This window comes from Sphingobacterium nematocida, assembly GCF_900168125.1.
In the GTDB taxonomy this organism is placed as follows: Bacteria; Bacteroidota; Bacteroidia; order Sphingobacteriales; family Sphingobacteriaceae; genus Sphingobacterium; species Sphingobacterium nematocida.
Genome location: NZ_FUZF01000008.1, coordinates 53,747 through 74,164, shown reverse-complemented (window position 1 = coordinate 74,164; position 20,418 = coordinate 53,747). Strand labels below are relative to the sequence as shown.

The 20,418-nt window shown below is 40.1% G+C and carries 12 protein-coding genes and 1 riboswitch; of the genes, 4 read left to right on the top strand and 8 right to left on the bottom strand.

The window, feature by feature from the left end; all coding sequences use genetic code 11:
- Nucleotides 1-132: 132 nt before the first annotated feature.
- Nucleotides 133-1,380 carry an MFS transporter gene (locus B5X76_RS10290; RefSeq protein ID WP_079643031.1) on the bottom strand — a complete coding sequence of 416 codons (1,248 nt, stop codon included), beginning with the start codon at nt 1,378-1,380 and terminating at the stop codon, nt 133-135.
- 223 nt (nt 1,381-1,603) lie between these two features.
- Between B5X76_RS10290 and B5X76_RS10285 the strand changes: the two genes are divergently transcribed.
- On the top strand, nt 1,604-2,833 hold the full coding sequence (locus tag B5X76_RS10285) for an ROK family protein (protein ID WP_079643110.1): 1,230 nt from the start codon (nt 1,604-1,606) through the stop codon (nt 2,831-2,833).
- A 33-nt stretch (nt 2,834-2,866) separates the two neighbouring features.
- On the opposite strand, the gene B5X76_RS10280 is transcribed toward B5X76_RS10285, so the two are convergent.
- Nucleotides 2,867-4,150 carry a hypothetical protein gene (locus B5X76_RS10280; RefSeq protein ID WP_079643030.1) on the bottom strand — a complete coding sequence of 428 codons (1,284 nt, stop codon included), beginning with the start codon at nt 4,148-4,150 and terminating at the stop codon, nt 2,867-2,869.
- Nucleotides 4,151-4,294: 144 nt separating this feature from the next.
- Here B5X76_RS10280 and B5X76_RS10275 point away from each other — a divergent pair, with 144 nt between their 5' ends.
- Nucleotides 4,295-5,965, top strand: coding sequence for a glutamine--tRNA ligase/YqeY domain fusion protein (locus B5X76_RS10275; RefSeq protein WP_079643029.1), 1,671 nt, complete (start codon nt 4,295-4,297; stop codon nt 5,963-5,965).
- 43 nt (nt 5,966-6,008) lie between these two features.
- On the opposite strand, the gene B5X76_RS10270 is transcribed toward B5X76_RS10275, so the two are convergent.
- The 4 genes from B5X76_RS10270 to B5X76_RS10255 form a co-directional block, all read right to left on the bottom strand.
- Nucleotides 6,009-9,005, bottom strand: coding sequence for a glycosyltransferase family 117 protein (locus B5X76_RS10270; RefSeq protein WP_079643028.1), 2,997 nt, complete (start codon nt 9,003-9,005; stop codon nt 6,009-6,011).
- Nucleotides 9,006-9,194: 189 nt separating this feature from the next.
- Nucleotides 9,195-10,151: a methylenetetrahydrofolate reductase gene (locus B5X76_RS10265; RefSeq protein WP_079643027.1), complete on the bottom strand. Its 957-nt coding sequence runs from the start codon at nt 10,149-10,151 to the stop codon at nt 9,195-9,197.
- 50 nt (nt 10,152-10,201) lie between these two features.
- Nucleotides 10,202-10,305: riboswitch (SAM riboswitch) on the bottom strand.
- 51 nt (nt 10,306-10,356) lie between these two features.
- Nucleotides 10,357-10,881 carry a ribosome maturation factor RimM gene (gene rimM, locus B5X76_RS10260; protein WP_079643026.1) on the bottom strand — a complete coding sequence of 175 codons (525 nt, stop codon included), beginning with the start codon at nt 10,879-10,881 and terminating at the stop codon, nt 10,357-10,359.
- A 252-nt stretch (nt 10,882-11,133) separates the two neighbouring features.
- On the bottom strand, nt 11,134-11,670 hold the full coding sequence (locus tag B5X76_RS10255; protein ID WP_079643025.1) for a 30S ribosomal protein S16: 537 nt from the start codon (nt 11,668-11,670) through the stop codon (nt 11,134-11,136).
- Nucleotides 11,671-11,925: 255 nt separating this feature from the next.
- On the opposite strand from B5X76_RS10255, the gene B5X76_RS10250 reads away from it, so the two are divergent.
- Together B5X76_RS10250 and B5X76_RS10245 are read left to right on the top strand one after the other, a co-directional pair.
- A complete protein-coding gene (locus B5X76_RS10250) occupies nt 11,926-15,285 on the top strand; it encodes a UvrD-helicase domain-containing protein (protein ID WP_079643024.1) in 3,360 nt (1,119 codons plus the stop codon).
- Between the two features lie 69 nt (nt 15,286-15,354).
- On the top strand, nt 15,355-18,240 hold the full coding sequence (locus tag B5X76_RS10245) for a PD-(D/E)XK nuclease family protein (protein WP_176141043.1): 2,886 nt from the start codon (nt 15,355-15,357) through the stop codon (nt 18,238-18,240).
- A 20-nt stretch (nt 18,241-18,260) separates the two neighbouring features.
- Here the strand turns inward: B5X76_RS10245 and B5X76_RS10240 are convergent, their stop codons facing one another.
- Both B5X76_RS10240 and porN read right to left on the bottom strand, forming a co-directional pair.
- Nucleotides 18,261-19,133, bottom strand: coding sequence for a cupin-like domain-containing protein (locus B5X76_RS10240; RefSeq protein WP_079643022.1), 873 nt, complete (start codon nt 19,131-19,133; stop codon nt 18,261-18,263).
- A gap of 214 nt (nt 19,134-19,347) precedes the next feature.
- Nucleotides 19,348-20,400 (bottom strand): type IX secretion system ring subunit PorN/GldN, encoded by a 1,053-nt coding sequence (gene porN / locus B5X76_RS10235; RefSeq protein ID WP_079643021.1) that lies wholly within the window; start codon nt 20,398-20,400, stop codon nt 19,348-19,350.
- Nucleotides 20,401-20,418: the final 18 nt, after the last annotated feature.

The following is a 20,418-nucleotide window of genomic DNA, read 5'->3' as shown; positions in this document are numbered from 1 at the left end:
TTTTTAATATTAAACTTGCATGACGCAACAAAAAAGGCAAACAAAACACCTTTTAAATAAATAATACACTATATAAACAAAAAATCTCATCGCTTTTAACAATGAGATTTCCGAAAAACAAAAATATATCTATTACGCCTCTTCCGATTCCTCCGGCTTCTTTAGGGGTACCAAGCAAGTCACAATGAAAGCCGGTATCGTCGCAATCATGACCCAAATAAAGAACTCCTTATACCCCATCATATCACTCAACCAGCCGCTGATCATCGATGGAATCATAAATCCCAGGTTCACCAGGCCGCTCCCAAAAGCATAATGTGCCATTTTATATTTTCCTGGTGCAATATTCTGCATAATGAACAATATCAGTCCAACAAAACCAAATCCATATCCAAAATATTCTATAACAACAGCGCTTCCAATAATATAGAGGTTTTCTGGCTGAGCTACAGCCAAAAATGCGTAGGCAGCAAATGGAATATTAAATGCAGTACATAGAATCAAAAGCGATTTTCTATTCAACCCACTCTTCGCAATAAAATTACCTGCGACAATAGATCCCAAAACAAAGGCAATAGCTCCAAAAACACCATACAACAAGCCAATCTGTGATGTGCTCAACTCCAACCCTCCTTCTGTGCGCGAAGACTTAAAGAAAAGGGGAATTATTTTGATCGCCTGTCCTTCGGCGAAGCGATAGAAAACAATGAATGCCAAACTGAAGCAGATATGTTTTTTCTGAAAAAAAGTGACAATAACATCCTTCAAAGTAGCCATACCTTCTTTAAAAGTAGACGATTTCACGGCCGATTCGGTGGACGGCAACATACGCATATTATAGAATCCCAATAGTAACATTATCCCTCCATAAGCAAACATAACAATCATCCATGCATTATGAATACCGACTTCACGCTCCAACTGTCCAGCCAAATAAACCAGTGCACCACCCGAAAAAACTTTAGCCACGTTATAAAATGCCCCCTGCCAACCAACATACTTAGCTTGCTCCTTAGCTGACAACTCGTTGAGATAAACACCATCTGCGGCCGTATCATGGGTAGCCCCACTTAAAGCTATAATCGTCAATATCGCAATCGAAAAACTAAAAAAATGATCCAACTGTAATGTTAACCCTACTAAACCAAACAGTATACCGGTAAATATCTGTGTAATATAGACAAAGAACTTTCTCGTCTTATATAACTCAAGAAATGGTCCCCAAAGTGGCTTTAATGTCCAGGGGATCATAATCAGCGAAGTCCAAAAGGCGATCTGTGTATCAGATACGCCCATATTTTTATACATAATAGAACTTGCGCCCGACACTGCCACAAAGGGCAGCCCCATAGCAAACCAAGTCGTAGGAATCCAATACATTGGATGTAAAGCCTTTTTATTTTCCAATTTGATAGTGATATGCGGTTTTAAAATGATTATTAAGAAAGTTCAATTTTATCAAAAAAAAACCTAACAACCAATTTATTATTAAAATATTTTAATAATAATGCGTCAACCACAGCAGATACTGGAATTGAGGTTTAACTTCCGTAACTTTTTTATTATATTTAACCCGAGTATTAAACGGGTAATTATTTTTAAGATGGGATCAAACTTTTTAACAGATTTACATAATGCCAATATAAGTGGTGTAGCTTTTAAGAATATAAAACTTAAAAAAAAAATTCTAGCCTACTTCGCCTCACATGAACTCGCAACAATAGCTGAACTAAGCAAAGAATTCAACATAAGTATCCCAAAAATAAACGAGTGTATCACTGAACTTATCGATGAAAAACTTGTTAAAGATTACGGTAAGCAAACCTCAAACGTAGGTAGAAAGCCCAACAACTACGGTCTAGAAGCCAACTCGGCCTTTTTTATAGGCGTACAGGTAGGACATGACTTCCTGAGTATTGCCATGATAAATATGAAAAAAGAACTCGTGGCCAGCAAACATGACATCCCGTACACACTAGAGAATAACGAACAGTCTTTATTGGATATCTGCAAAGAAATAAAAGACTTTATTGCCAAACTGAACATCAAAAAAGAAAAAATTTTAGGAATAGGAGTCAATCTATCAGGCCGTATCAACTACAGAACAGGTTATTCATACAGTTACTTCAATTTTTACGAAGATCCTTTATCCAATTTCTTTGAACAAGAACTGGGCATACACACCTTTTTAGAAAACGACACCAAGGCACTTGCTTATGGAGAATTCTCCAGCGGTATCCTAACGAACGAAAAAGACGCCCTATTTATCAATGTGGACAATGGGATTGGCTTAGGCATTCTGATAAATAACCAACTCTACTATGGAAAATCTGGTTTTTCGGGAGAATTCGGACATATCCCTATCTTTGACAACGATATTATCTGTAAATGTGGCAAAAAGGGTTGCTTAGAGACTGAAGCCTCCGGCCATGCTTTACGTCGTAGCGTAATCACCCAATTAAAAGAGGGCGCAACCAGCACCCTAACAAAAAAATTCCATGAAGTAGAGGACATTCGTCTACATGACATTATTCAAGCAGCAAAAAAGGACGACACCTTATGCATCGAAGCCATTAACGAGATTGGCGAAAAGCTAGGTCGAGGCCTAGCCGCTTTAATTAACATATTCAACCCCGAATTAATTATAATTGGAGGAGTTCTAGCTGCTTCGGATGAATACCTAAGTCTTCCCTTAAAAAATGCTATCAATAAATACTCCTTATCTATCGTCAATAAAGACACCAAAATAGTCATGTCCAGCAATGACCAGAAGTTTGCAGCAATAGGCGCGTGTCTATTATTGCGCGATCGTCTTTTAGAAATTACGGAGTAGACAACTAGGTATTGCGATAGGCATCAATCGAACCTATCGCAATATCTTACCCTCCGCATTAACTGCTTTAACATAAGGATCTGCATACCTATCCACCAGCACTGCAAATTCGTATCGGCTTACCATATGACTCGGATCATAGTGCCCTTCAAACTTTAACTTTTTAGACCATTCCTTCTCTACCTCACGATCTACCTCATCCCCTCTAAACGAAACATACTTTATCAGGGTTAAGAGTTCTTTTAACTCAAAATATTCTTTTGAACCATTATCAACGAACCACAATTGGCTACGCGAATACAAGCTATTAAAGACATCTTTGACCTCTTTCAGTCCCACAGATCCCTCTCCCCTAAATACAAGCTCATTTCCGTTGTTTTTCAACGGCAGTAGAGACACTAAAAAGATCTTCTGTAAAGACTTATAATGATAATCGGAAGAAGTCACATCTGAAAAAGGCATAATACGACTGTCAAACGCGAACAACTCTGTTTGTAGTTTTCTTACGTCCACCTTATCTGCACTGGTTTTAAAAAAAGAACAGTAAGCGGCAGATGCACCAATCGCCTGACCCAAATTTGCCCGCAAAGGCAAACTATTATCATCTAGCGTCACCTGAACAAGACTATTAACATAGAACACATTAGAAACGCTTCTAGAAAACAGATTGCCCCAAGTATAACCATACACGACCCCCTCATACTCACCTATTGCGACCAAAGTTCGACGCTGTTCATCTGTCATTTCAGATACGGCCAAAATCCGCGAAGGTTTCGCAAACAGATCTGTAGAAACAAGAAACTTTCGAGACTCAGCCTCCAAACTAGCATCTACCATGGCTCGCACAGCATACTTTCGCTTGTTCGACAGCGTCACAGTTAAGTCCTTTTTACCCTTTGATAGATTCAAGATTTTAACTCCCGCTACAAGCGTAAGATTCTTCTGTTTGCTAACCATTCTTTCCAATGCATTTCGCAACAGTCTTGGATTCACATCTCTTTGAAATGCTGCAACCGTAGAATCATCTTTTGACTTAAGCTGCCCTATCTCAATTATCAGGTCCTTCCACACGCCTCCCAATAAATCCACATTTGAAGTAACAGATAGTGGCCTACCATTCAGATCTTCTAAATAACTAGCTTCATCGCACACCCACAGTGTAGGTACGTTTGACCGTGCCGCTTGCATCGCCGCTGCAAAAGCCTCTATGTTACTCCCATACACCAATAAAGCAGGCTTCACCTCCTTTGCCACGGCAGGAATCAGCCCCTGCAACAATAGTAGCAACCCAATAATTGTAACATTTAACTTTGTCATACCCTAAAATATATAAAATTCTGTAGAATTGCGAATTCGCGTATCTGCATATTCGCGGATTTATTTTTTACTCCTTAGTTCCTATTTCTAACTTTTTACGCCTTACTTTTTAATTATATATCGTTTATTAAGTAACTTTGCTACATGATAGAGGAAGATAAATCACTAAATTTTATTGAAGAAATTGTCGAAGAGGATCTTCGCAATGGAACCCATGATGGTCGTGTTTTGACACGTTTCCCTCCTGAACCCAATGGATACCTACACATTGGTCATGCCAAGTCCATCTGTTTAAATTTTGGATTAGCACAGAAATACAATGGTAAGACAAATCTGCGTTTTGATGACACCAATCCTGTTACCGAAGATGTAGAATACGTAGAAAGCATAAAAAAAGACATACAGTGGTTAGGATTTCAATGGGCCGAAGAGCTTTATACTTCCGACTACTTCGAAACACTATATCAATATGCCGTTACATTAATCAAACATGACCTAGCTTATGTTGATGACAGTACAGCAGAAGAAATTGCAGCGGCAAAAGGCACCCCTACAGAACCAGGAGTACCAACACCGTACCGTAGCAGATCTGTCGCGGAGAATTTAACCCTCTTCCAAGAAATGCGCGACGGCAAATATAAAGATGGGGAAAAGGTATTACGTGCCAAAATAGATCTTGCAAATCCAAATATGCATTTGCGGGATCCATTATTATACCGCATCAAACATGCGCATCATCACCGTACTGGCGACAAATGGTGTATTTATCCGATGTATGACTTTGCACATGGACAATCTGACTCTATCGAAAAAATAACACATTCTGTATGTACGTTGGAGTTCATCCCTCACCGCCCTTTATATGATTGGTTAATTGAAAAGCTGGAGATTTTCCCTTCACATCAGTATGAATTTGCCCGTCTCAATATGACTTACACCGTGATGAGTAAGCGTAAACTTTTACAACTCGTTACTGAAGGACATGTCGAAAGTTGGGACGATCCACGAATGCCTACTATTTCAGGATTCCGCAGAAGAGGCTACACTCCTGCCAGTATCCGCAACTTCTGCGAACGCATTGGTGTGCAAAAGCGCGAAAACATGATTGATGTAAGTCTCCTCGAGTTCTGTATCCGTGAAGATCTCAATAAAACCGCATGGCGCAGAATGGCCGTCCTCGATCCTATAAAAATGGTGATCACCAACTATCCCGATGGACAGGTAGAAGAACTACATGGTGAAAACAACCCTGAAGTAGAAGGAGGAGAAGGAAGTAGAATGATTCCGTTTTCAAAGGAACTTTGGATCGAGCGCGAAGATTTCATGGAAGAACCACCTAAAAAATTCTTCCGTTTAGGACCTGGACTATCTGTCCGACTTAAGCATGGATATATTGTGGAGTGCCATGATTTCAAAAAAGATGAAAATGGACAAGTGACAGAGGTACATTGTACCTATATTGCCAACTCCAAATCTGGTGAAGACACTTCTGGATTAAAAGTAAAAGGAACTATACATTGGGTTTCTGTAGCACATGCAAAAAAAGCAGAAGTTAGATTGTATGATCGCTTATTCCAAGTCGAAAACCCTGCAGCAGAAGAAGATTTCAAAGCATCTATCAATAAAGAAAGCTTGCACATCATCGAAAATGCATATATTGAACCCGATTTGGACAACGCAATTCCAGGAAAGGGATATCAATTTATACGTATGGGATATTTTACCCTTGACACAAAATCGACCCCAGATCACTTAGTATTCAACCGTACGGTAACGCTAAAAGACTCTTGGGCCAAAGAGGTTAAAAAAGGATAACAATAAAAAAAAGGGAGCTTGATCAAGCTTCCTTTTTTTATTATTACAATTCCTTGTAACGCAGTTCTATCCCATGAACCCGCGCAATCAAATCCTCATTCTTCGCATTGTGCACGACTCGTTTGAAGCTTTCCAACGATTCTACAGCCAATCGCATATTCCTTACATCAAATGTACTAAGCTTATCTCCCACGCTTTCGTAATATCGCAATTGCTCATCAATATACTTCAAACTATTGTTTGCTAAAATAGAGGCCCGCTCCTGTTCTTCCACTTTGAAAAGAGTGTCCACCACTACCGCATTATCATATACGTGCTCCATATTTACAATTTTCCTGGGCATTTTTTCGTAAGCCAACAGCGCGACATCCTTGCCTTGTTTCAGATTCCCTTCCTGAAGCAGCGTATCCAAGGCCAACCGAACAGTTTCACCAAACAGATACCGATTTGCAAAAGAACGGTAATCTTGATCAAAATGTTTCATCTGCGCTATATTACCCCACCGAAAATTCTCCGTAATATTTTTGTACAGGGTATCTGTATTCACCAAGGAGATCTGATTATCCGGCTGTTGTGTTTCAATAGGCATTAGACGGTATACCAATCCTTCATTCACTAAATACCGATCCAATCCCATAAAATTATCCGAGGATAACATATTTGCAAAATATATAGGTCTTTCCCACTTATTATTCGCTAATATAGCCATCATCGCAAGTTCAGCACGCGACACATACTCTTTATTATACGTCCATTGCATTGTTTCAGGAATAGCATTCTCCCAACTCTTGGGCACGACCTTATTCCGAATTACTGCCTCTCGATCTATTTTTAGCCGTATTTTCTTTGTCGGCAAAAAATTCACAAATTCCCCGTTTTGTAAGGGCAGTTGGTTATTCGGATTATCCGACAGCATAATATCAATCAATGTATCTACATCCACATGCCCCTCTATTCCCATCTCATGCACATACATCACATCCCGAATACCTTTATCAATCTTTTTAGCATCGATTTGGATCGGTGCAGCCTCAGCACGGTTTATGCCCTTCATCGTTTGTTTCACGTACCAGTCCGACTGTAAATAACTTAAATTCACGATTCGCACATCTGGCCGAACTCCCTCTACTTCTTGTAGGTACCACAGCGGAAACGTGTCATTATCCGCATACGTAAACAAGATTGCATTCTCCTCACAGGATTGCAGGTAGTTGTACGCCATATCCCGGGTCCATTCCCTATCGGACCTATCGTGATCATCCCAATTTTCAGAGATTAATAGAACAGGAGTTGTTAGCATCGCTACGGCCACCCCAGTGATAGCTGCACCCTTGACCGATAAATAGCGCTTCAACAGATCTGTCAAAGCCAATACACCAAGGCCAATCCATACCGAAAACATATAGAAAGAGCCCGCATAAGCGTAGTCACGTTCACGTGGCTGCATCGGAGTCTGATTTAGATAAATCACTATTGCTATACCGGTAAAGAAGAATAGCAACGCCACAACAAGAGCGTCTCGTTTACTTCGCTTTATCTGCCACAGGAGTCCCATTACCCCTAAAATAAAAGGTGCAAAAAAGTAAACATTACGAGAAGGATCTGCTTTCATCGTATCAGAAAGGTTAGACTGTCCAGCCAGAATCATATTGTCGACAGGTGCAATCCCAGACAACCAATTTCCTGAGATATCACCACCGTGTCCCTGTTCATCATTTTGCCTCCCCACAAAGTTCCACATAAAATAACGCAGATACATGTGATTAAGCTGATAGGAAAAGAAAAACTTCAAATTATCACCAAAAGAAGGTGTTGTACCTTTGCTCAACCCCAGATAATAACCATAAATATCAGCATGTTTATCGCTATATAACCGAGGAAAAAACATTTCCTTATCATATTTGTACGTACTGCTACTTGCTACCTGCCGATATTTCCCGTCTCCCTTCCAATAAGAATGTGTTTTTTCTAGTCCAACGACGTTAGAGTTAAACCCAGGACCTTTAAATAGCGGCTCTGATTGATACTGTTCTCGACTTAAGTATCCTAGAAAAGAAAATGCGTTATCCGGGGAACCATTGTTCAGAGAAATATTGGTTTGCGAACGAATCAAAAGCATGGCATACGAGCTAAAACCAAAAAAAACAAAACAAACCGCTAGTAATGACAGCTGGAGAATTGGTTTTGATTTCTTATCGGCGTAAATAATCCCATAAACTAAACCTCCCACCAAACACATAACAAAGAACAGAATCCCGGAGCCAAATCCCATTCCAAGACTATTTACAAAAAAAAGATCCATGTAGGCTGCGATCTTAACAGAATATTGAATAACACCCCACAAAACAAACGCGAGCAACACTATCCCCAGCCCGATCGCTTTAAGCGTTCCTAGCCAACTAACCTGTTTTGCCTTCTTAAAATATACAATCAAAGCCAAAACAGGAATTGTCAAAAGATTCAACAGGTGTACACCGATTGATAAACCGATCACAAAAGCGATTACTAACAACCACCTATTGGCGCCCTCTTGCCCTACTCTCGACTCCCATTTCAAGATCAACCAAAATACGATAGCCGTACATAGCGACGACATGGCATACACCTCAGATTCCACTGCCGAGTACCAAAAACTATCTGTAAAACTGTAAGCCAAAGCCCCTACAGCCCCTGCTCCTAGCACTTGAAAACTGGCTATACCAGACAGCTCTTTCCCATTTGAAAGAAGAACTTTCTTTGCCAAGGCAGTAATAGTCCAAAATAAAAAGACAATAGTAAGCCCACTACATGTGGCAGATCCCACATTCATCCAAAAAGCAATTTTTGAAACATCGCCCATTGCTAGGTTAGAAAACAGGTTTTGAATCAGAAGAAACAGCGGAGCCCCCGGCTGATGGACTACTTGTAGTTTATAAGCCGAAGCGATGAACTCCCCCGTATCCCACCAACTGTTAAACCTATCTGCCGTAGCGATGTAAACAGCAGCAGCCACTAAACCACATAGCCAGCCGATCAAGTTATTTGCTTTGTTATATTGCATTAGTGCATTAATTTAGATTATCATTAAATAAATCTACATAACACTCTTAACAACAGCTAATTGTTAACAAATTTTAACACAAATACAACGAAGCGAAGCAATCTATCCCCTGATAGGATAGATTGCTTCGCTCTTCAAATACAAACATATAAAATTAACAATCAACCGTTGATCATTAATCGTTAACATTTACGCCAACTGTTCGACAATCCGCTTTGTCGGCCCAGGGCTGCTCATCGTATAAAAATGTAACACAGGAGCACCAAAATCGATCAATTCCCGACACATATTCACCATCCACTCCTGACTTACCTGGTGCACATCTGCATTAGTCTTACAAGCATCCACAGCATCACTCAACTCTTCCGGAATATCCAAATGAAATATCTTAGGCAAAGCTATCAGCTGCTTCTTTGAAGTCAAAGGCTTCAATCCTGGAATAATAGGTACATGAATACCATTGTCCCTACATTTAAGGACAAACTCTTTGTACTTCTCAATATTATAGAACATCTGGGTCACGATAAATTCGGCTCCCATCTCCACTTTTTTCTTTAACCATTTGAAGTCCGTATTAAAGTTCGGCGACTCAAAGTGCTTTTCAGGATAGCCAGCTACACCAATACAAAAGTCCGTCTGTTCCGAGCTCTCTACGTCTTCATGCAGGTAATGCCCCCCATTCATATCCTTTACTTGCTGTAATAGATCCGTAGCATAAGCATGTCCACCTGGCGTTGGAATGAAATCAGCATCTCCCCTACGGGCATCTCCCCGCAACACCAAAACATTGTCGATGCCCAGAAAATTTAGATCTATCAATGCATTCTCTGTTTCCTCTTTGGTAAAACCGCCACAGATAAGATGGGGTACAGCATCCACCTTATATTTATTCATTATTGCAGCACATATCGCTACCGTTCCAGGACGTTTACGATATGCAACACGCTCTAACAAACCATTAGCATGTTCCTTATACAGGTAATCCTCCCGGTGATAAGTCACATCAATAAAAGGAGGGTTAAATTCCATTAACTCATCCATTGTATTAAAAATACTTTGGATCCCTTTGCCCTTAGCAGGCGGAAGAAGTTCAAACGAGAACAAAGTCTTCCCATCAGCCTGTTTAATATGGTCGATAATCTTCATACAATTATTTTTAGGCTAAGAGAAAGCACACAAAGACCTTGTGATTCTGCAGCTTATCTTTTCCGCCAGCTGGTGGATAGAATGTAGCACCTTGAACAGCGTCAGGTTGCTAAGGCTTCTTCGGGTCTATTCCCTCGGCCTTTCTCTATAAGCTCTGCTAATATCGGTGTTAAAAGTGGAAAGTAAAAATGAAAAAGTAAAAAAATTACTCTTTGTACAGATCGACCAATCCCTCAGGAAGCTCTACTTCAATGATTTCTTCATCGGGATCAATACCCAGAATCAAATCATCGGAGAGTGGAAACATCAATTCCTTACCATCCATATCTACCGTAGCTATAAACTGCTGCGGCATCTCCTGCACATCAATAATTTCCCCAAGTTCACCATGCTCCTCGTCAATGACCAAGTAACCCACTAAATCTGTATACCTAAAATCATCTGGATCCCGTTCCGGCATCTTATCGTTCGGCAGGTACATTTTTTTACGAACCAACACCTGCGCTTTATCAATATGATCTACATCTTCAAATGTAGCATATGCGGTACTGTTGTTATGAAGCTTGATCTGATCCACAAAATAAGGAACCAACTTCTTATTAACCTCCAAAAAGATAATCTCAAAGTCCAGTTCATTATAATCCTCAAATTCAAAAAACAATTGCACCTCCCCTTTGAGTCCTCTGGTTTTACTTACATATCCAATGTAAAAGCTTTCTTCTATGGTCATTCTATTAAATAAAAAGTCAAAAATAAAAATTAAAAAAGAAAAAACTTTCATGATCCCTCTGGATCACCAACAGGCATGAAAGTTCTTGATGTCCTTAAAGAACAAACACTTTCAGAAAAAACTTTCATGATGTCCATTGAATCACCAACAGAGATGAAAGTTCTTGATGTCCATTAAAAATAGACACTTTCAGAAAAAATGGTCGGCCCATAATATGAACCGACCATTTTTCTTTGAATACTTTATGAAAGATTAACCTTCAGTTTCTTCTGTGTTTTCAGCAGTTTCAGTTACTTCAGGAGCTTCTACTTCTTCAGCAACTTCTTCTACTGGCGCATTTTTAGCAGCTACAGCAGCAGCTTTTTCTTCTTTTTTCTTAGCCTCAGCTACTAAAGCAGCTTTTTTAGCTTCTTCTTTAGCATTTGCAAGACCAGATTTTTTACCTTCAATCTTAGCAGTGTTACCTTCAGCCCAGTTAGTGAAAAGCTCTTCAGCTTTAGCCTCATCAAAAGCACCTTTTTTCACACCACCTTGCAAGTGTTTTTTGTACAACACACCTTTGTAAGAAAGGATAGCACGTGCTGTGTCTGTAGGTTGAGCACCTTTGTTCATCCAATCTAAAGCTTTTTCGAAATCTAAAACGATAGTTGCTGGATTAGTGTTTGGGTTGTAAGAACCTAAACGCTCGATGAATTTACCATCACGTGGTGCACGTGAGTCTGCTACTACTACGTGGTAAAAAGGTTTTCCTTTTTTACCGTGTCTTTGCAATCTGATTTTAGTTGCCATGTTTAATTATTATTTATGTATTCAACATATCCCCCGTACTGTATGTAAGAGGGGACGCAAAGATAACAATAAAAAGTAAAAAATAAAAACCGAGCTTGCGAGTTCAACGAAGTTAATTAAAAAGACAAACTGATTTTTAATCACTTAGTACTGCTATAAGCAACAAGTCTACCTCCAAAACGTATAGCTTATAGCCTATTGCTTATAGCTTAAAGTCTCTTTTGAATTTCGCATTTTTAATTTTTACTTTGTAGGATGAACAATGTCGCTCCTCTCCGAATTCTTAAAGCATCTGCCGGTTCTGGTAAGACTTTTAGTCTCACCCTCCATTACCTATCCCTATTACTGGCCAATGAAAACAGCTATCGTGAGATTTTAGCCGTTACCTTTACCAATAAAGCTACGGCAGAGATGAAAGAACGTATTCTCTCTGTGTTACAAGGTTTGGCTATTGGTGATAACAGCGGAAAAATAAAAAGTTTCAGAGATTTGTTACTTGAACAGAATCCAAGCTGGAACGCGGTCTCACTTCAACAAAAAGCACACCGTGTATATCGAAAAATCTTACACGACTATAGCCACTTTACCATCAGTACAATTGATGGATTCTCGCAGAAGGTAATCCGATCGTTCACTTACGAATTGAACCTTGATGCGGGTTATAAGATCGAAATGAATACCAATAAGGTGAAGGCCGATCTAACCATCATGCTGAATCAGCTATTAGATGAACGACCAGATCTTTTGGATTGGATTATTGGTTATGCAGAAAAAAAAATCAGTAATAACGAAAATTGGAATTACAGAAATCAATTAGCACAGTTAGCGGGTTTAATTTTTTCCGAAAATTTTCAGGAGTTCGATGGTGCTCTGGTATCGGCAGATACCAACCAGGTATTCAATCTGCTTAACACAGAGGTCATAGACAAGACCCAATCCTATCTAGATGCTGTCAGCCACACAATAACATCTTTTCAAGATACCTATCGAACATTACAGATTCAAGCGGACGAACTGAAGGGCAAATCCCGCAATAAATTGGTCTCAGCGTACAAGGTATCCCCTCGTGTCCATAAGCTCTCCTTATCAGACCTTGACAAAGTCATGGAACGATTTATAGCACTTATTGACAATGAAGAAGCTTTTACCGATGTGGATAAAAACGTGCGGTACGATTACATACAAGCATTTTATCCCGTATTACAACAGTTTAAGGAACTCCAAAATCTGACCCCTATATACATCGCTTATCAAGCCGTACAGGGCAACCTATATTACCTCCGCCTGCTAAAAGAGATGAGTGACCTCTTAAGCATCTGGCGTAAGGAAAACGCAGCACAGCTGATTTCAGATTCACAGCTTCTATTAAACAAACTGGGGCTTGACAACAACAATGATCCTACTTTCATTTGGGAAAAAATAGGTAATCGCTACAATTATTTCCTGTTTGATGAGTTTCAGGACACTTCCCGAATCCAATGGAAAAACTATAGCCCTCTATTATTAAATGCACTTGGTAATACCGAAGGAAAACAACACGAACACCTTATTGTCGGAGATGTCAAACAAAGTATCTATCGTTGGCGTAATGGGGATTGGCGTATACTATTGCAGCAAGTAGAAGAGCAAGTCAGCAACTCATTTCATCTATCCGAAATAACGAAAAAAGATTTTATTGAGAACGGTGTACTAGACACCAATTACCGAAGTCTACCCAATATCATTCGATTCAACAATTACCTGTACGAACAGATCCCACAACATCTACAGCAAGTATTGAATGACAAAGTCTCGGAGGAACTCTCCGAAGAAGGTTTACGTTGGTGGCAAAATGAACAAAACGACAGTATGCTCATTCGCGCCTATCAAAATAGCAGTCAACTCATTCCAGAACAAAAAAGTAACAATCCCAAAGCACAAGGATCTATTGAGATTGACTACTTTCCCGTTAACGATGGTCGATTCAGAGCTAATCAGGTTTTGGAAACCGCCAGCACCAATCTTTGTCAAAAAATCGGAGAATGGATTACATCAAAAAGATATAAGGCCAAACAAATCGGTATATTAGTTCGAAGCAATGCACAGGCGATGCTCGTGATCCAAAAATTAATGGAATACAAAAACACACACGAGCTGGCTTTCGACGTCATATCAGGAGATGCCCTCGCCTTAGCATCAAATGACGCTATAATTCTGCTCATAGAGACCCTCAAGGCACTTGTATACAATTCAGATCAACACATCATCCATCATGCCCGCATAACGCATCTGTATCAATTGATCCAGACACAACAGCCCTTTGATCCAACGGTATGGTTACAGTTTAAAGCGAACGACATTCAATCGCTTGAAGGGATACTACCTCAACAGCTCATCACCAATTGGGACATATGGCAGAAACTTCCACTCATACATCTGGTAGAGAAGCTTATTGAGATCTATGACTTCACATCCCAAGATAACATACACCTGCCTTACATCCTTACCTTTAAGGATATCGTTAGTAATTTTACAGCTAGTGGCGAGAGAGGTATCACACAGTTCTTAGAGTTTTGGGAAGAGGACGGCAATAAAGCAGTTCTACCTTCCAGCGGCAAGATCGATGCTATTGAGGTCACGACAATTCACAAGTCCAAAGGACTAGCCTATGATGTTGTGATGATTCCGTTCTGTGCATGGGGAATTGACGGTATGCTCAATGGCGACTTTTGGATCAACACCGAAAACTCACCGTTTGCTCAACTTGGTAAAATACCTATTAAATACAACAGTAACGTCGCACGGTCAATTTTTTACAAACAGTATTACGAAGAAATGTTATTTAACTACATGGACGCACTCAATACACTCTATGTAGCCACAACACGAGCCGTAGAACATCTCTATATTACAGCTCCCGGCTTTAAAGAAATCGTGGACAAAAAGACGGGTGAGATTACCGGCTTAGACATTAAAAATGAACTGATCTCCGATGTATTGTATCAAGTGTTAGAACACAACAGTTCGCCATTTCCACTCGAAGAAGGCCGTATAAACATAGATCAGATCGTCACAGATTGGATCGAGTCTATTCCCGCAAGCGATACAGGGACTATTGCTTTAAAAAACTACCCTATCTCAAAAGCAATGGAAACAGCGCTCAACAAATCCAGTCGCAGGAGCATCAATACCATCCTCATGATGGAAAAAGCCTCACAATACGGCATATTGGCACACGAAATCATGGCAGAGGCTTCCAAAGAAAGTGATATTGCCCGTATAATAGCCCGATACATAGATGAAGGTATACTAGCCCCTGAAAATAAGGAAATTTTAGAAAAGGAAATCCACCAGATCTGGCATCATCCCCAAATCAACCCTTGGCTCATCGGCAACCATAAAATATGGAATGAATCGGCTATAATTACTTCCGATGGCAGAACCTTACGACCTGACAAAGTATTTACCAATACCGAGGAGACCATCGTATTAGACTTCAAATTTACCAGCGACAATTACATCGAACATAAGACGCAAGTAGACCAGTATATGAAAGCTCTTCAAAATCTGGGATACAAGCAAGTCAAAGGATACCTGTACTACGCCAAGGTAAATGAACTAGTCGAGGTGAGATAAACAATCTAATGGTTAATGGTTAATGGTTAATGGTTAATGGTTAATTACAAAATATTAAATACTCAAAGCATGGTCCCATTTTTAAAAGTAGTCGCCGAAGATATTCAGAAGCGTTTCGGTAATGATCTTTCTGAAATAGCAATTGTTTTTAACAATAAGCGTCCTATAACCTATCTGAAGAAACATCTAGCAGACACCTATGGTCAAGCGATCTGGTCCCCACAATTCTATACCATTCAGGAATTCTTTGCTCTTTCTTCCAATGCCGAACAGGTCAGCCAGCTGACACAATTTTTCTACCTCTTTGAACTGCATAACGAACTGCTGGTGCAAGAGGGCCTAGCTCCTGAATCATTGGAAGAATTCTATCCAATTGCAGAAATTATCCTAAGTGATTTTAGTCAATTGGACTATGATCTGGTAGACATTGATCATATTTTTATGGAGTTATACGACACCAGTCGTATCGACATTGAATTTCAACACCTAACTACCGAACAACAAAACTTTATCCGACAGTTTTGGCAATCTTTTAGTATGGCAGGCCATACCGGCGTACAGCAACGTTTCTTAAAACTATGGAAACGACTGCCTACTCTGTATAAGAACTTCAAAACCCAACTACAGAGCCTCAAACAGAGCAACTTTCCTACAATTTATCGCAATCTAGTAGAGGGACCTGTTGACAATCCCGATTTCTTAGTCCCTTACAAAAAGATTCTATTCGTAGGATTCAACGCATTGAATAATGCAGAAGCACGGCTATTCAAGCGCTGGCAGGAAGAGGAGCGTGCATTATTTTACTTTGATACAGACAGTTATTACCTAGAAGACGTACAGCAAGAAGCTGGATTATTCATTCGTCGTAATATTTTTCAAACCGGTCTAATCAACGCCATTGCTGATAACAGCGATGTCATTGGGAGCCGGAAAGATACCGTTCATCTTTATGCCTCGACAGGAAAAGTAAGCCAAACAAAGCTGCTTCACCAAGTCCTCCTAGACCAAGAGCTAGAAGGCAAGAGCGCTGCAATACTACTAGCAGACGAAACACTATTAGTCCCCCTACTGCAAAGTCTTCCCGATATAAAAGTAAATATTACAACAGGATTTCCCTTGACCCAATCGCCAATATTCGGTGTACTAAGTCTTTGGATGGATGTCCATGAAGATATTTCTCACCTCAAAAAGAAGAAGATACCCTACCAATATCTAGAGACCTTTTTGAATAATCCTATGAGTAGGATTTCATCGGAAGAAAAAAAGACAAGTCAGGAATTTGTGAACGAAAAGCAATTGTTTGAGATCGAATTAGAAGATATACAGATCAGTAGTAGCACACTTCCTCATTTTTTCAGACCATTAAACAATGCAAAGGAGGTTATCCCGACACTTGTCCATATCTTAGACAACCTATTACTTTCCTTAGCGCAAGATAGTCAGATTAAACAAATCGATGCCAACCTTTTGATAGAGACAAAAAAAGTACTCAATCAATTACATCTGGGATTTTCAAAAATACCCCAGCTAAGCGTTGTTTTCCAGATCGGTCTGATCCGGAAAGCGATCGTCACGATCAATTCTGCGATCGAAGGGGATCCATTAGATGGACTACAGATCATGGGTTTATTAGAAAGTCGATGTCTCAACTTCGATCATGTTTATATCCTCGGTGCAAACGAGGGCGTTTTACCAAAAACATCTAGCGGCGTCACATTCCTACCAAACAATTTACGTCGGGCTTATGGACTACCTATTTTAGAAAATCAGGATGCCTTGACAGCATACCTCTTCTACAGGCACTTTCAGTACAGTGAGAATATCCACATTTTCTACAACAGCATAGTCGATGAGAGCAGCTCCGGAGAGGAAAGCCGCTTTATCCGCCAATTGGAGTTTGAAAGTCAGTTTCAATTTGCGAAGCACCAGCAACAACAGAGCATTCAGTTTCCTCCCGCTTCACCAGAACTAGTCGTCCCAAAAACGGAGGCTATATGGGACAAGATGTACAACACTTTCGTACGAAACAAGCGTCGAATATCAGCTACCGCTCTGACCACCTATCTAGCTTCACCGCTGCAGTTCTTCTTGAAACATGTAGCCGAAATAAAAGAACCACCTGCTATATCACAGGAATTTGAGATGAATCGTCTTGGCACTGTCATTCACGAAGTGATGGAGAAAATCCTCTTTCCCTACAAAGGTATAGAGACATTTACGTCTACCGACGAATTAAAAGAAAAAATAGGGACTATTGAATCTTTAGTCTTACAGGAAATTGGGAATCAATACCATAGTACTTTCAATTCCATAGAAGAGCTCAATAGCCTCCAAACGATCATGCACAAAATAGGCTGTGAATACGTCAAGATGTACCTGCAATACGATATAGACCATTATCAATCTTTCCGAATCGTCGAACTGGAAAATGATCAAGACTATACGATCGATTTCGAGATTAACATTAATGATCGACCTGAGGTAGTAACATTGTACGGAATTATTGACCGCGTAGACCAGGTCGTTACAGATTTAGGAGAGGTCAAAACACGTATCGTCGATTACAAAACCGGTGCAGATGTTGTCAAATTCTCTACCATGGAAAAAGTATTAGCTGCCAATACGGAGAATAAGGCCTTGGTACAAACACTATTCTATACCTATGTGTTTGAGCAAGTCACTGGTCATCGAGGATTAGAGCCACACTTATATGTAGCCCGCAAGATGCGTGACGAAGGCACTTTGTTTTACGGTAGTTATGGAGCATTAATGGAAGGCCAGTTTTTGGCCGAGCAAAAGGCGAATTTTGTAGATTTTATGAGAGCCACACTGGAAGAAATTTTTAATCCAGCTATACCCTTTCGACACAATCCAGATACGCAAATATACCCATCAGACCCATATACACTATTCTATCGAAATGCGGTCTCTATAAACGAAGAAAGCGAGCTCTAACAGAACTCGCTTTCTATCTTTTAGTTCACTTTACGGCGCTTCATAGCTCGCTCTGCACGCCGGGTCGCCACCTGTACTTTATAATCCAACCACCTATCCTTAAATATCTTACGCATGGTATCGTCAAAATGACGCGTTATAAATAAGTTTCGGGCACCCTTTAACTTCTCGCCCAATGAATTTGCCAGGGCACGAACGGATATAGAATATCCTTCTGTTTCATATTGGATATAGTGCCACCAACCCGCAGGCATATAGCAAGTTTCGCCCGGGCCGATAACAGCTTCATAACCATCCAACAACTTCAATGCCGGGTACACATCCGTACTGCTACTTTTTAGGTTTGTAATACTATGGAAATTGTAAGGCAATTTGTACATCAGATCCGACTGATCATTGGGAAATAACCAGATACGCTTATAGCCCTGAAATTGGGAGATAAATACATGGGACATGTCAATATCAAAGTGATTTCGCGTTGCCGATCCTTCTCCTCCAAAAAACATATAAGGTAGCCCTTGTATTACCTTCCCGCCCGTCACATCGTTATAAACGACGTCCTTTTTTAGCTCGGGCCTGATTTTCAAAAGGTTGAATAAAAAAAGACGGAGCTCCGTCGGTTCTGAACTGATTTTGTCCAGGTACTCAGCGAAAGTCATTTTCCCTACCGGGGGACTTGCCGCATAGTTTTGACTTTCCTCTTCTTTACCATAAACGTTTATCTTTTCGCTCCCGGCTATTTCTTTGAAATAGTCGTAGCTCCATTTAGACCAGCATGCACTATCCTTGCTTATAAAGTCCTTAATGATTACAGGTTGTCCCTTATTGAGGTAATCTCTCACAAAGTCCTTTGGAGTGATTTCCGATATTTTATCGACAGGTTGTAGTTTCACAAGATTTCTAGTTTATTTCCTTTTATACTATAACGTAATAAAAAACGAATGCTTTTAAAAAAAATATTTCTACATTTTTCATGCCATCATTGATTTTTTCCAACTCTATTTAGAAACAATCTAAGCACTAAGATGTAGAAATATTTTGAAATAACAAGTGACTTTCATCTTATTATTTGCTTTATCAATGGCTGCTGAGAGCTCGAGTATTTTATTAATAAGACCAAAGGTCTTGCTCCCAATCCATGATTACCTTTTTAATACGTTCAGACTCAAACAAACGTTCGATATCATCCTGTATATAATCTTTAATACGAAGATCCTCTGGGTTGTCCTGCTTTACGATGTAACTGGAGAACAAACGTTTGATAAAAATATCATCGTAGCTCAATCCTGTAGCAGCATTATGTCTATTCATCGCTTCCTTATTCACGAACACATGTCGTGCCTCTGGAAAATAGATCCAAAATGCTGGTGTAGCATCCACAACAGGTCCAAATGAATCTCCACCTGGCAATACAGGTGCATTTTCTGGAGTAGTCGAGTTTTCATTTGCGGCATTATTAGCAGCACCCTCTGGTTTCACAGCAAAAGGATCGAACGGATCATAATTGTCTGCGGCATTTGCTACAGCCCCCTGCTGTACAGCATTCTCCATACCTGGAACCTGTGGCGTGATCAACGGTGCAATACCAACAATACGAGGTTCGAAAACCGATCGTTGTTTATCAAAAATCCAATCTTCCTTTATCCTAAATTTTAGTACGTTCTCGCCACTAAAAGCACGGTTTTCGTACTTCGAGCTAATGACTTCGTTATTTTCATTAAACTGCTCAACCAATACGCTATCCCCCCCCAAACGTGCCATTACCTGATCTATAGGTAAAATCTGCATGAGTTCAAAGTTATCGCCTGTAGGATTATCAGCGGTTGGTGTAGGATCATATGCTGTCAGCTCCCCCGCTTGGATCGCTTTGACAATAATATCCATCAATCGGGCTTTTGGTGAAGCAAAAACCTGATTCATTTTCTCCCGAAGATCAAGCTCTCTCCAGACGCGCTTCCGATAGAACACATCGGTTTGTCTGATAGGCGCATAATCGATCACCTTGCGGTTTTCGATATCCGTATTTTTATAATACCCATCGATAGGCGGTTGATCCGTCTTGCTACGAACAGGCTTTGTGCTATTCGATAGGTTAGCGTCTTGCGCCAAACCGGCAAAAGCTATACCTATACAGGCTATCGATAAAACTATCTTCTTCATAATAGTACTTATTATGCT